General features: G+C 71.1%; 13 protein-coding genes. 5 read left to right on the top strand and 8 right to left on the bottom strand.

Translation table 11 applies throughout. The features are described from left to right. Window positions 1-26 precede the first annotated feature (26 nt). Together AC3CBB_RS01430 and AC3CBB_RS01425 are read right to left on the bottom strand one after the other, a co-directional pair. Complete coding sequence (locus tag AC3CBB_RS01430) at window positions 27-662, bottom strand: DUF6264 family protein (RefSeq protein ID WP_488625708.1); 636 nt, start codon at window positions 660-662, stop codon at window positions 27-29. Then, entirely contained in the window at window positions 659-1,672 is a 1,014-nt protein-coding gene (locus AC3CBB_RS01425) for a 4-hydroxy-3-methylbut-2-enyl diphosphate reductase (protein ID WP_488626772.1), read from the bottom strand. The genes AC3CBB_RS01430 and AC3CBB_RS01425 overlap by 4 nt, the downstream gene beginning before the upstream one ends. 132 nt (window positions 1,673-1,804) lie before the next feature. On the opposite strand from AC3CBB_RS01425, the gene xseA reads away from it, so the two are divergent. The 5 genes from xseA (at window position 1,805) to AC3CBB_RS01400 (ending at window position 6,150) form a co-directional block, all read left to right on the top strand. Continuing rightward, complete coding sequence (xseA, locus tag AC3CBB_RS01420) at window positions 1,805-3,061, top strand: exodeoxyribonuclease VII large subunit (RefSeq protein ID WP_488625707.1); 1,257 nt, start codon at window positions 1,805-1,807, stop codon at window positions 3,059-3,061. Between the two features lie 9 nt (window positions 3,062-3,070). Next, window positions 3,071-3,310 carry an exodeoxyribonuclease VII small subunit gene (locus tag AC3CBB_RS01415; RefSeq protein ID WP_123506248.1) on the top strand — a complete coding sequence of 80 codons (240 nt, stop codon included), beginning with the start codon at window positions 3,071-3,073 and terminating at the stop codon, window positions 3,308-3,310. Further along, entirely contained in the window at window positions 3,307-3,966 is a 660-nt protein-coding gene (locus AC3CBB_RS01410) for a DUF4245 domain-containing protein (protein WP_488625706.1), read from the top strand. Before AC3CBB_RS01415 ends, AC3CBB_RS01410 begins: the two co-directional genes overlap by 4 nt. 104 nt (window positions 3,967-4,070) lie before the next feature. Further along, window positions 4,071-4,664: a carbonic anhydrase gene (locus AC3CBB_RS01405; RefSeq protein ID WP_488626771.1), complete on the top strand. Its 594-nt coding sequence runs from the start codon at window positions 4,071-4,073 to the stop codon at window positions 4,662-4,664. A gap of 46 nt (window positions 4,665-4,710) precedes the next feature. Then, complete coding sequence (locus tag AC3CBB_RS01400; protein ID WP_255410950.1) at window positions 4,711-6,150, top strand: class II fumarate hydratase; 1,440 nt, start codon at window positions 4,711-4,713, stop codon at window positions 6,148-6,150. Window positions 6,151-6,241: 91 nt separating this feature from the next. On the opposite strand, the gene AC3CBB_RS01395 is transcribed toward AC3CBB_RS01400, so the two are convergent. The 6 genes from AC3CBB_RS01395 to AC3CBB_RS01370 all read right to left on the bottom strand — a co-directional run bounded on the left by AC3CBB_RS01395 (window position 6,242) and on the right by AC3CBB_RS01370 (window position 13,555). Beyond that, window positions 6,242-6,754, bottom strand: a complete 513-nt coding sequence (locus AC3CBB_RS01395; protein WP_488625705.1) for an A24 family peptidase — start codon at window positions 6,752-6,754, stop codon at window positions 6,242-6,244. Between the two features lie 150 nt (window positions 6,755-6,904). Further along, the gene (phoH2, locus tag AC3CBB_RS01390) at window positions 6,905-8,260 is read right to left on the bottom strand and encodes an RNA 5'-3' helicase PhoH2 (RefSeq protein WP_488626770.1); all 1,356 of its coding nucleotides are present in this window, start codon (window positions 8,258-8,260) and stop codon (window positions 6,905-6,907) included. 247 nt (window positions 8,261-8,507) lie between these two features. Then, the gene (locus AC3CBB_RS01385) at window positions 8,508-9,635 is read right to left on the bottom strand and encodes an aminotransferase class V-fold PLP-dependent enzyme (protein WP_488625704.1); all 1,128 of its coding nucleotides are present in this window, start codon (window positions 9,633-9,635) and stop codon (window positions 8,508-8,510) included. Between the two features lie 25 nt (window positions 9,636-9,660). Then, window positions 9,661-10,473 (bottom strand): isoprenyl transferase, encoded by an 813-nt coding sequence (locus AC3CBB_RS01380; RefSeq protein ID WP_123506541.1) that lies wholly within the window; start codon window positions 10,471-10,473, stop codon window positions 9,661-9,663. Between the two features lie 93 nt (window positions 10,474-10,566). Beyond that, window positions 10,567-12,441: an ABC transporter ATP-binding protein/permease gene (locus AC3CBB_RS01375; RefSeq protein ID WP_488625703.1), complete on the bottom strand. Its 1,875-nt coding sequence runs from the start codon at window positions 12,439-12,441 to the stop codon at window positions 10,567-10,569. A 1-nt stretch (window position 12,442) separates the two neighbouring features. After that, entirely contained in the window at window positions 12,443-13,555 is a 1,113-nt protein-coding gene (locus AC3CBB_RS01370; protein WP_488625702.1) for a peptidoglycan-binding protein, read from the bottom strand. Between the last annotated feature and the right edge of the window lie 9 nt (window positions 13,556-13,564).

The following is a 13,564-nucleotide window of genomic DNA, read 5'->3' as shown; positions in this document are numbered from 1 at the left end:
GCCTCGCCTGCGTCCGGTGCGCCCCGTCAGGCCCCGACGAACGACGAGTCGCCCATGACGACGCCCACCACGACCAGTCCGGTCACGACGTTGACGGCGAGTCCGACGATCAGGAGCACGAGCCAGGAGCGCTTGCCCGCCCGGAGCCGGCGGATCGCGACGATCATCGTGATCAGGAAGATCGGCACCGAGGCGGCGGCGCTGACGACCCCGACGAGCTGCAGCGCCGCCGTGCTCTCGAACGCGCCGGAGAGGTACCCGAGGGAGCGGAACTCCGCGACGTAGGTCGTCACGAAGGTGTCGGACTCCAAGGCCGAGCGGACCACGTCGTACAGCCCGTAGACGATGAGACCGAGCGTCGCGAAGCGGTTGAAGGCCGCGTTGCGAAGTGCCTTGGGCGGAGCCCCGGGGACGGGCGCGCCGGTGGGCGGCGGTGCGTCGATGGTCGGAGCACCCGGACGCTGCGGTGCGGCGGAGGCCCTGACTTGCTGCGCCGGTGTCTCGGCTGTGCTCGGCTCAGGCGGCGGAGCGACGGGGCTGACCCAGCCCGGAGGGGCGTACTCGCCGTATTCCGGGGCTGGACGGCCCTCGACCCGGACGGGCTCGGCGGCCGCGGACTGGGGTGTCTCGGCGTGCGCGGTCTGCTCGGGAGGCGTGGTCATCGGGTGCGGCCGCCCAGGGCTCGGGAGTCGACCCCGCCGGTGGAATCCTTGCGCAGCTCTTTCGGGAGCGAGAACATCAGGTCTTCTTCGGCGGTCTTGACCTCGCCCACGTCGGCATAGCCGGCGTCGGAGAGCTCGGCCAGGACCTCGTCGACCAGGACCTCGGGCACGGAGGCGCCGGAGGTGACGCCGACGGTCTCGACGCCGTCGAGCCACTCCTGCTGGATCTCGGAGGAGTAGTCGACGCGGTACGCCGCCTTGGCGCCGTATTCGAGGGCGACTTCGACGAGGCGCACGCTGTTCGAGCTGTTCGCGCTGCCGACGACGATCACCAGATCGGCGTCTCTCGCGACCTTCTTGATCGCGACCTGGCGGTTCTGAGTGGCATAGCAGATGTCGTCGGACGGCGGGTTCTGGATGTTCGGGAAGCGCTGGCGGAGGCGGTTGACCGTCTCCATCGTCTCGTCGACGCTGAGGGTCGTCTGCGACAGCCAGACCAGGTTGTCGGGGTCGTCGACGACGAGCGTGTCTACCTCGCCGGGGTTCTGCACGAGGGTGGTCCGCTCGGGAGCGTGGCCCATGGTGCCCTCGACCTCCTCGTGGCCGGCGTGGCCGATGAGGATGATGTGCTGGTCTTGCTTCGCGAATCGGATGGCCTCGCGGTGCACCTTGGTGACCAGCGGGCAGGTCGCGTCGATGGACAGCAGACCGCGGTCGTCGGCGCCCTTCACGACGGCCGGCGAGACGCCGTGCGCGCTGAAGACGATGTGCGAGCCCTCGGGTACCTCGTCGACCTCGTCGACGAAGATGGCGCCCTGCTGCTCGAGCGTGGCCACGACGTGGACGTTGTGCACGATCTGCTTGCGGACGTAGACCGGCGAGCCGTAGTGCTCGAGGGCCTTCTCGACGGCGATCACGGCGCGGTCGACACCGGCGCAGTAGCCGCGGGGGGCCGCCAGGAGCACGCGTTTGCGCCCGATGACGGGGGTATCCTTTAGCCTGTTGCGCACCGCGGGAACACGCGGTGTCGGAAGGTCGATGGCGAGAGCGCCATTCGTAATTCGGCTCACGGAGTGATTCTAGGCGGGCCTGGTCCGACCGGCCTGAGAGTCTCTCGACGCTGGCGCCCAGGAGGAGCTTCTTTGACGATCGTCACCCCGCCTCCCACAGCCGACGCGCCCTGGCCCGTCGGGCTGCTGGCGGCCAAGGTCCGCGACTGGATCGACCGCCTCGGCACGGCCTGGGTCGAGGGCGAGATCACGCAGTGGAACAGCTCCGGCGGCAACGTCTACGGCAAGCTCAAAGACCTCGAGCAGGACGCCACGGTCTCGTTCTCGATCTGGTCGAGCGTGCGGGGCAAGATCCCCGACGACCTCAAGCAGGGCGACCGGGTCATCGCCGCCATCAAGCCCAACTACTGGGTTAAGGGCGGATCGCTCACCATGCAGGTGTTCGACATGCGGCACGTCGGTCTCGGCGACCTGCTCGAGCGGCTCGAGCGCCTGCGTCGGCAGCTCGCGTCCGAGGGGCTGTTCGATCCGGCTCGGAAGCGGCGACTGCCCTTCCTCCCTCAGTGCATCGGCCTCGTCACCGGCAAGGACAGCGACGCCGAGAAGGACGTGCTCCGCAACGCCCAGCTGCGCTGGCCCTCGGTGCGGTTCAAGACGATCCACGCCGCCGTCCAGGGCGAGCGCATGCCGAGCGAGGTGACCGCGGCGGTGAAGGCGCTCGACGCCGACCCCGAGGTCGACGTCATCATCGTCGCCCGCGGCGGCGGCGACTTCCAGAACCTGCTCGGCTTCAGCGACGAGGGGCTCCTTCGCGCGGCCGCCGCCGCGACGACGCCCATCGTCAGCGCCATCGGCCACGAGGCCGACCGCCCGCTGCTCGACGAGGTCGCCGATCTCCGCGCCTCCACGCCGACCGACGCGGCCAAGCGCGTCGTGCCGGACGTCGGAGAAGAGCTCCTGCGCGTGCAGCAGGCCCGCGGGCGCATGGCCGGCCGCCTCACGCACCTGATCAACGGAGAGATCGACCGGCTAGGCCAGATCCGCAGCCGGCCCGTGCTCGCCCGCCCGCAGACTCTCCTCGACATCCGCGCCGACGAGCTGGTCCGGTACGTCGCCCGGAGCGAAGAGCTCCTGCGACGCGCAATCGAGCGCGCCGGCGTCCGGGTCTCGGAGCTCGCCGCCCAGCTCCGCGCCCTCTCGCCCGAGTCCACGCTCCAGCGCGGCTACTCGATCGCCCAGCTCCCCTCGGGCGCGGTGCTCCGCGACTCGTCCGAGGCGCCGCCCGACACTCCCCTGCTGCTGACCCTCGCCTCCGGCTCGCTCGACACCGTCAGCCGAGGGCCTCGCACCGACGGCGCCTCGGATGGCGCTCCCACCCCCGCTCGATAGGATTTCACCGTGGCAACCTCCCCCGTCTCCGATGTCGCCGATCTCCCCGCCGTCTCCTCGTACACCTACGAGCAGGCTCGCGACGAGCTCGTGACCGTCGTCAACGAGCTCGAGCAGGGCGCTTCGACGCTCGAGCGGTCGCTCGCCCTCTGGGAGCGCGGCGAGGCCCTCGCCGCCCGGTGCGAAGAGTGGCTGCAGGGCGCCAAGGAGCGCCTCGAGAAGGCGCGCTCGAGTGCGGTCGCCGAATGAGCGACATCCCGCCCCCTCCTCTCGGCAAGCAGCGCGCGCCCCGCGTGGTCGCCGAGCTCGGCCGCCCCGAGACCCCCGGCGAGACGGCAGCCCGCAAGGCCGCGAGCTCGCGTGCGCATCGCGAGAACCAGACCGCCTTCAACCTGACCATCGCGATCATCGTCTCGGTGGCCATCGTCGTCCTGCTCGTTCTGGTTGTGCCCCGTGACGACGGCTCGCACCTGCAGGTCGTCGACTACCAGAAGGTGGCCTCCGAGGCGCAGCCCCAGCAGACCGAGAAGCTCGCCGCACCCGCGATGCCCTCGAAGTGGACGTCGAACCGCGCCGAGATCGCGCCCGCGGGCGCCGACGGCGTAGCCACCTGGTACGTCGGCTTCCTCACCCCCGACACGCAGTTCATCGGCCTGACGCAGGGCTTCAAAGCGAATGCGACGTGGGTCAGCAACAAACTCGACGAGGCACGCAAGACCTCCGAGAAGACCGTCGGCGGCGTGACCTGGACCGTGTACGACCAGCGCGCCGAGAACAACACCGGCAACAACGCGTACGCGATGGTCGCGACCGAGGGCGACTCGACCGTCGTCCTCGCCGGCACCGCCAGCGACACCCAGTTCGACCTTCTCGCCACCCGCGTCGCCGCGCAGCTGGCCGGCTGAGCAGCCGACGAGCCGAGCCCCCCGACCCTCCCGATCCCGACCCCTGGAGAGCCCTCGTGACCGACACCACAGCCACCCCGACCCCCGGCACCGCCTGGAAGGCCATGTCCGCCGGCAACGTGCGGTTCGTCGAGGGCCGCCCCGAGCACCCGCACCAGGACGCCGACCGTCGCTCCCTGGTGGCCTCCGGTCAGAAGCCGATCGCGGCCGTGTTCGGGTGCGCTGACAGCCGCCTCGGCGCCGAGATCATCTTCGACAGCGGTCTCGGCGACCTCTTCGTGGTGAGGAACGCCGGTCAGGTCGTCGGCGACAACGAGATCGGCTCGCTCGAGTTCGCTGTGACCGCTCTGAAGGTGCCGCTGATCGTCGTGCTCGGGCACGACAGCTGCGGTGCCGTGGCCGCCGCCATCGCGTCGATCGATGCTAACTCCGAGTCGCAGTCGTTCTACCTGCAGCGCCTCGTCGACATGATCGTGCCCTCGGTCAAGCGGGCGCACCGCGAGCTCGCGGATGCCGCGGGCGCTCTCGATCCGCGGGAGGTCGGCCGGCTGCACATCGAGGCGTCCGTCGGCGCTCTCCTCGAGCGCTCGATTGTGATCTCGGACGCAGTCGCCAGCGGTAGATTGGCAGTCGTCGGAGCCAACTACGACCTCGCCAACGGCCGAGTCGACTTCCACACGGTCGTCGGCGATCTCTGAGGCCCGACCCGCACACCACACCCCCTGACGGAAGGACCACAGCGACGTGACCACCACCGAGACCACCGCAACGCCCGACTCGACCTCGAGCGGCGCCGCCGGCGAGTTCCGCATCGAGCACGACACGATGGGCGAGGTGAGGGTCCCGGCCAGCGCCCTCTACAGTGCCCAGACGCAGCGCGCCGTCGAGAACTTCCCGATCTCGGGTGCGGGGCTCGAGCCGGCGCAGATCGTCGCCCTCGCGCGCATCAAGCGCGCGGCCGCGATCGTCAACGGCGAGATGGGGATCCTCGAGGGCCCCATCTCAGCGGCGATCGCCGAGGCGGCCGACCTCATCATCGGCGGCTCGCATCACGACCAGTTCCCTGTCGACGTCTATCAGACCGGCAGCGGCACCTCGTCGAACATGAACATGAACGAGGTGCTCGCCACGCTGGCCTCCGGAATCCTCGGCTCGCCGGTTCACCCCAACGACCACGTCAACGCGTCGCAGTCGTCGAACGACGTCTTCCCGACCTCGGTCCACGTGGCCGTCACGGGCGCCCTACTGCACGACCTCGTCCCCGCTCTCGACCACCTCGCCCTCGCCCTCGAGAAGAAGGCCGACGAATGGAAGGGCGTCGTCAAGTCGGGTCGCACCCACCTGATGGACGCCACGCCTGTCACCCTCGGCCAGGAGTTCGGCGGCTACGCCCGCCAGATCCGCCTCGGCATCGAGCGCGTCACCGCGACGCTCCCCCGCGTCGCCGAGGTGCCGCTCGGCGGCACGGCCACCGGCACCGGCATCAACACGCCCATCGGCTTTCCGCAGCGCGTCATCGCGGCCCTCGCGGCCGACTCGGGCCTGCCCGTCACCGAGGCGCTCGACCACTTCGAGGCCCAGGGCGCCCGCGACGGCCTCGTCGAGGCGTCCGGCGCCCTGCGCGTGCTCGCCGTGAGCCTGACCAAGATCAACAACGACCTCCGCTGGATGGGCTCCGGCCCCAACACCGGCCTCGGCGAGCTGCACATCCCCGACCTCCAGCCCGGCTCGTCGATCATGCCCGGCAAGGTCAACCCCGTCATCCCCGAGGCGGTGCTCATGGTGAGCGCCCGCGTCATCGGCAACGACGCCACCATCGCCTGGGCGGGCGCCTCAGGGGCCTTCGAGCTCAACGTCGCCATCCCTGTCATGGGCACCGCGCTGCTCGAATCGATCCGCCTGCTGTCGAACGCGACCGTCGCTCTCGCCGACAAGGCTGTCGACGGGCTGATTGCCAACGTCGAGCACGCCCGCGCCCTCGCCGAGTCCTCGCCGTCGATCGTCACGCCCCTCAACCGCATCGTCGGCTACGAGGCGGCGGCGAAGATCGCCAAGCACTCCGTCAGCGCGAAGATGACCGTGCGCGAGGCCGTCATCGACCTCGGATTCGTCGAACGCGGCGAGGTCACCGAGGAGCAGCTCGACAAGGCGCTCGACGTGCTCAGCATGACCCACCCGGGCTGAGCCGAGCCGTCCCGGAAAGCGCCGCGACCGATGGGCGTCCACTGGGGCTGCCCGTGCGCCCCCGGAACCGCCGTTCCAGGGCACTCCGTCGTCACGGTGCGAGGGCAGCGGCCAGCCAGAAGCCCGCGAGAACGGCCGGGCCGTACGGCACCACGGGCGGCGCCGGGCGCCGGCGCCGGGACACGACGAGGGTGACGAGACCTGCGACGCCGCACCCGACGAGCGCGACGGCGGCCCCGCCCGGCCACGCCGACTGCGCCCCGCAGGCGACGGCGGTGGCCAGCTTGACGTCGCCCATCCCCACGGCGCCGCGGGAGGCCGCCAGGCAGCCGACGGCGGCTGTGGCGACCACGACGCCCAGCGCGACGGCGGCGGCCGACGGCGGCCAGGCGCCCGCGACGACGGCCACCACCCCGCCGACCGGGGCGATTGCCAGAGCAGGATGCGTCACGGCGTTGGGGAGGCGGAGCGACGCGACATCACTCCGCACCAGAAGCGGCGTCGTGAAGGCCAGCCACACGGCCAGCGGAAGCGCCGCCACTGGCAGGGAGACGCTCACGCCGAGCAGGGCGAGGATGACCAGGGCGTCGACGAGGGGATGCATGCGTCGACCGTAGGAGCCGGCGATGCACCCCCGGTCACCCCGGGCTCGATCTGTGGAGAGCGGCCCCTGGTCCTGCCTGTGTGCACACAGTCCTGCTCGTGTGAGCACAGCCCTGCACTGTGCAGGAGACCCGAGGCCGCCCGACGGCGACTAGGCCAGCTCGTTCGACTCCAGCAGCTCGGTGACCAGCGCGGCGATCGCCGACCGCTCCGAACGCGTCAACGTCACGTGGGCGAACAGGGGGTGCCCCTTGAGCGTCTCGATGACCGAGGCGACTCCGTCGTGGCGTCCGACCCGCAGGTTGTCGCGCTGGGCGACGTCGTGCGTGAGCACCACTCGCGAGTTCTGGCCGATGCGCGACAGGACCGTGAGCAGCACGTTGCGCTCGAGCGACTGGGCCTCGTCGACGATCACGAACGCGTCGTGCAGCGAGCGACCGCGGATATGCGTCAGCGGCAGCACCTCGAGAATGCCCCGCTCGACGACCTCGTCGAGAACGTTCTGAGACACGATCGCGCCGAGCGTGTCGAAGACGGCCTGCGCCCACGGGTTCATCTTCTCGCCTGCGTCGCCCGGCAGGAAGCCGAGGTCCTGGCCGCCGACCGCGTACAGCGGCCGGAACACCATGATCTTCTTGTGCTGCTGCTTCTCGAGCACGGCCTCCAGGCCCGCGCAGAGGGCGAGCGCCGACTTGCCGGTGCCGGCGCGGCCGCCGAGCGAGACGATGCCCACCTCGGGGTCGAGGAGCAGGTCGATCGCGAGGCGCTGCTCCGCCGAGCGACCGTGCAGGCCGAAGACGTCGCGGTCGCCGCGCACCAGGCGCACGTGCCCCTTCGAGACCACGCGGCCGAGGGCCGAACCGCGATCGGAGTGCATGACGAGACCCGTGTTGACCGGCTGCTCCGCGGCAGGCGTCGAGATGTGCTCGTCGTCGTACAGCTTCGCCATCTGCTCACTCGAGATGTCGACCTCGGCGAGCCCCGTGTAGCCGGAGTCGACGATCTGCTCGGCCCGGTACTCCTCGGCCGCGAGACCGATCGACGCCGCCTTGACCCGCAGCGGGAGGTCTTTCGACACGACCACGACCTCGAGTCCGTCGTTCGACAGGTTCGACGCGACGGCGAGGATCCGGGAGTCGTTGTCGTCGAGACGGAGCCCCGAGGGCAGCACGGTCATGTTCGAGTGGTTCAGCTCGACGCGGAGCGAACCGCCCTTGCCGACCTCGACCGGAAAATCGAGGCGGTCGTGCTTGACGCGGAGCTCATCGAGCAGGCGGAGAGCTTGACGTGCGAAGTAGCCGAGCTCGGGGTCGTGACGTTTCTTCTCCAGTTCGCCGATGACGACGACCGGGATCACGACCGACTGCTCCGCGAAGCGGAACATCGCCTGCGGATCGCTGAGCAGAACCGAGGTGTCGAGAACGTAGGTCTTCTGGCCGGTCTTCACCCCCTCGGCGCTGGTGGTGGGGGTTTCTGCGACGTCGTATGCGGTCACGACCGACTCCATCTCCGGGTGCGGTGGGCACTCGGTACCTTCCCTCAAGACGGCCGTGGAGCAGTTTCGAAACGAACTTACGTGGCCGTCTCGATCAGGTGCCTTACCTGATGGGTTGAAGCTACGTCAGCCCACCGACATCCCACAAATGCGACACGCTGACGGCGGGGTTACGAGCAGATTAACCCCCGTCACAGGCGTCACAGGGCGCAGGAACTCGCGCCCCGCCGACGCGAGGGCCGGCGTTCCTGCGCGCCCGTCAGTACTGGATCGCCGACCCGTACGAGGTCAGCGCCCCGCGGAGGGCCCCGAGGGTCTCTTCGCCGGTGGACACGTGCACGCTGAGGCGCACGAGCCCGTCGCGCACGGTCGCGGTGACGCCGTGGTTGATGAGGGCGGCGGTGAGGGCGGTGACGTGACCGGCCTCGGGCTGGAGGACGACGATGCCGGCGCGCTCGGTCTCGTCGCGCGACGAAACGACCGGGATGGCGAACTCGTCGGCGATGTCGATCACGGCCGAGACGGTGAGGGCGATGGCGGCGGCGATCTGCCCGACGCCGGCGTCGGCGATGCCCTCGAGTGCGGTCGCGAACCGAGCCTGCGCGATCGGGTCGCAACGGGTCACCTGGAAGGCCGCGGCGCCCTGGAGCGGCGGCGGCACCTCGTCGTACGAGCCGCCGAGCGGGACGATCGTGCCGCTCACGCCGCTGATCAGAGGCACGAGATCGGTCGCGGCACGCTCGCTGAGGCCGAGGAAGCCGGTGCCCCAGCCGGCGCGGACCCACTTCTGGCCCCCGGCGACGACCACGTCGGCCACCTCGTACGGCGCCTCGGTGACGCCGAAGCCCTGGATCGCGTCGACGATGAGCAGGCGGTCGCCGATGACGTCGCGGATGCCCTCGAGATCGACCTTGTAGCCCGTGCGGTAGTCGACGAGGCTGACCGCGACGGCGGTCGTGGCCGGCGTCAGGTTGTCGCGGACGACCGACGGAGTGACGACGCCCGCCGGGGGCTCCATCGTGATCTGGTCGAGCACGTGCAGCGCCTGAGCGGCGCGCTGTGCGGCCACCGGGATGCTCGGGTACTCGCGCGCCGAGTACAGCACCTGGCCCGACAGGCCGAACATCGCGTGGAAGAGGCCGATCGAGGTGTTCGGCTGGAACACGATGCGCTCGGTCGGGAACCCGGTGACGCGGCGAACCGCCTCGCGCACCCGGATGTCCTGTTCGTCGAAGACGTTCGCCGCGCCGTAGCGGGCGCGCACGTGGATCTCGTCGAGGGCCGCCTGCTCCGCCACCACTGCGCGGCCCATGGGGCCGAACGAGGCGAAGTCGAGGTAGCCGGGGTCTTCAGAGAAGCCGTCTCTGTAGTCGTCGATGCTGCTCAATCGGGCTCCTTGCTGAAAACTGAACCTAACTACCGTACCTGCGATGGCGGTTGGCGAAGTCTCGCACGGCTCGGAGGAAGTCGACCTCGCGCAGATCGGGATAGAACGCCTCGACGAAGTAGAACTCGCTGTGGGCGCTCTGCCACAGCATGAAGTCGCTCAGGCGCTGCTCGCCCGAGGTGCGGATCACGAGGTCGGGATCGGGCTGGCCGCCGGTGTAGAGGTGGTCGGCGATGAGCTCGGGGGTGAGCACCTCGGCGAGGTCGTCGATGGTACCGCCGCCCTCTCCGTGAGCGCGCACGATGCTGCGCATCGCGTCGGCGATCTCGCGACGGCCGCCGTAGCCGACGGCGAGGTTGACGTGCAGGCCGGTGTGGTCGGCAGTGCGCGACTCGGCATCGTGGAGGGCGTCGACGAGCGACCCGGGCAGCCCGTCGACGGCTCCGACGTGCTGCACGCGCCAGTCGCCGGTGCGCGAAAGGTCGTGCGCCAGCTCCGAGATGATGTCGACCAGCGCCTCCAGCTCGGCGTCGTGGCGGTTCGTGAGGTTGTCGGCCGACAGGAGGTACAGCGTGACGACCTTGATGCCGAGCTCGTCGCACCAGGTCAGGAACTCGCGGATCTTCGCCGCACCCGCCCGGTGGCCGTGCGCGGCCGTCTCGAGCATCCGCTGCTTCGCCCAGCGCCGGTTGCCGTCGACGATCATGGCGACGTGGTGCGGCAGCTCCAGGCCCGCAAGGCCGCGCCGGATGCGACGCTGGTAGAGGCGGTAGGCGAACCCGCGGCCGACCGGGTTCTCGCCCGCGTCGCCACCCGTGGTTCGTCGCCGTGTCGTCACGAAGCTACGGTAGCCCACCCGCCAGTGAGTCGGCGTCGGCCGTCGGGTGGACCCGGGTCGTCCGTGCGGACCCCCGCGCCGGCACCGCAGCCATTATTGCCGCAGGGCTTCGTGCGGCAGAATCCGCGACGCCCGAGCGGCCGCGAGCACTCCTCCGAGTGCCCCGATCGCCATCCCGCCGAGAACGGCGAGCGGCGCGAGACGGAGGTCGAAGACGGGGATCCACTGCCGTGCGATCGTGATGCCCAGGATCCCGGCCACGCCGACCGCCAGGCCCGCGAGACCGCCGATCGCGCCGATGATCGACGACTCCGCGAGCACCAGCCCGGAGATGTGCACCGGACGCGCCCCGACGGCTCGACGCAGACCGAACTCGGCCCGGCGCTCGAGCACGGACAGCACCATCGAGTTGCCGAGGCCGACCACCGACGCGAGGACCGCGAGTCCCGTGAACGCCAGGAGCGTCGAGCGGACGTCGCTCTGGATGTCGGCCCGCAGCGTCGATGGATCGGGTGGCGCGTCGACCGCGACCGCTGACGGGGTGTACGGATCGATCGCCAGCGAGACCTGCGACGCCACCTGCTGAGCGGCACCGGGCCGCACGGTCACGAACGCGTAGACCTGGCTCGACTCAGCCGGAAGCCCCGCCGAGGTCGGCAGCAGGACGGAGCCGGTGAGTGTCGGGATCCGGGAAGACGAACGCAGGACGCCGACGACGATCGCTCGTCGTCCCGCCACGGTGATCGCCGGCCGCGCGTCCACGCCGGCCAGCTCGAGCTGCGCGGCGAGGTTGCGGCCGATCACCACCTCGCCGTTGTCGAGAGCCCGCGGGTGCCCGTCGGCCCACCGGATCGACGCATCCGTGGCCGACAGCCCGGCGTCCTCCGTGCTGTACCCGCCGGCCTGGAGCATCGGCCGCCGCGGCGATGCCTGGACGTCGACACCCCCGTGGTCCGTGACGATGCCGACGGCATCCACCCCGGCGAGCGCCCGGAGCCGAGCCGGCATTCCGTCGACGTCCGCTGCGGGCGACAGGTCTCCGTCACCCCACGACGCTGTCACAGCGCGGTTCGCGTGGGCGTCGAACGTGTCGGCGACCTGCGATGAGGCCGAGGCGGAGATGCCCAGCGTCGCGACGGCGAGCGCGACGCCGACGGCCACGGCCGCGACGAGGCCTGCCGTGCGGCCGGCCCGCGACAGCACCGACGCGCGGGCGTCGGCGAGGAGGTCGCGAAGCCGCAGGCGCGAAGCCCGTCCCGCCGGCGCGGGCACCTCCGGCAGGTCGCGCCCCGGCGGGGTGGCCCCGCGCTCGGTCAGCTGGCCGTCGTTCATGGTCAGCCGCCGCTCGGCCTCCGCCGCGACCTCGGGCGAGTGCGTCACCAGGACCACCGTCGCGCCCCGCTCGTGCACCGACCGCAGGCTCTCGACGATCCGCTGGCTGTTGGCGCTGTCGAGATTGCCTGTCGGCTCGTCGGCGACGAGCACCGGAGCGTTCGTCGCGAGGGCGCGTGCGATGGCCACCCGCTGGCGCTCGCCGCCGGAGAGGTCGGCAGCGCGCTTGTCGGCGAAGGCGGACAGCCCCACGGCGGCGAGTGCGGCAAGCGCCGCATTACGGCGCTCGGACGGCGTGACCGCTCGGTACAGCAGCCCGAGCTCCACGCTGTCGACGACGGGACGCCGGTCGAGAAGGTGGAAGCTCTGGAAGACGAACGCGAACGTGTCCGACCGGAGCTCGGCCAGCCGCCCCGGCGACGCCGACATCGCATCGATGCCGTCGATCGAGTACGTTCCCGCGTCGGGGCTGTCGAGGAGTCCGAGCGTGTTGAGGAGCGTCGACTTGCCTCCGCCCGACGGCCCCTCGATCGCCACGAACTCTCCCGAGCGGATCACGGCAGAGACACCGGCGAGCGCCTCCGGGCCGCCGGGCTCGTAGCGCCGCCGCACCGAGTGCAGGTCGAGATCGACCACCTCAGTCCACCCGCACGAGGTCGCCGGTCTGCAGCATCCCCCTCGTGGTCGGCACGACAGCGCTCTGGCCGCCGAGCTGCCCGGCCTCGTCGACGGGCACCCGCACGAAGCCGCCGTCGGCGAGGCGCTTGCGGACGTGGCCGCCGGCGGTGCCGCCCGTCACGACGGCCGTGCTGGGAACGAGGAGGGAGTTCCTGCGCACGACTTCGATGTCGAGCCTCAGGAACGCCCTGCCCGCCGCAGAGGAGATGGTCGCACCCGCCGCCGTCGGGGCGAGCTCGATCGTCGACTCGCCCTGTTTCGCGGCGTCGTCGACCCGGGTGACCTTCACGGGAGCGTCTTTCCCGGCCGCCGTCAGCGTGCCGGTCATTCCGGCCCGCACCCGGACGCCGACGGTCGAGGGGACCTCCGCCACCGCGATCATCTCGCCGCGCTCGACGACGATCTCGGTCTCGTCGTCGACGGATGCCCCGACCCCGGGCCCCGTGACGAGGTGGGCGCGATCCGTCGCCATGACGACGAGCTCGGCGCGCGGGATGACGATGTGGGTCGTCGGCGGTGAGGACTCTGCGTCGCTGGCACCCGCGTCGGCCTTCGCCGGGGCCGGGTCGGCGACCTCGTGGGCCGGGTATCCGATCGCACGGTAGAGATCGCGGGCAGCGCGCTCGGTACCCGTGCCGAAGACGCCGTCGGCCGGCACCGCGAAGCCCGCGGCGGTGAGGCCCTGCTGCAGCTGCCGCACGTCGGGCCCGCTCCGTCCGGCTTCGAGGTCGCGGTAGAAGCGGAAGGCTCCGGGCATCGCGACGATCGGGCGACCGTTCACCTCGAGCAGGCTGTGCCCGGCGACGACCTCCTGGCCCGCAGGAACTGGCGTCCCCGTCACCACGGCCGGCGCCTCCGCCGCTGTCAGCGCGAGCCGCTCCCGCGCCGCGCGCCTGACGGTGGCCTCGCTCGTGATCGTGTCGGCCAGGTCGCCCCGCGTGACCGCGGCCGTCACAGGCTGCTTCGGCGGAGCCGATGCCGCCGCTTCCCGCTGGGCGGGCGACTGCACCGCGGATGCCGCCGCCCAGCCGCCGCCGAAGACGGCGGCGGCCACGAGGGTGGTGACGCCCACCCGCGCGAG

It is taken from the genome of Frondihabitans sp. OV104, from assembly GCF_057787745.1.
Note: the sequence above shows the minus strand (reverse complement) of the source record. Positions and strands in the feature narration are given on the sequence as shown.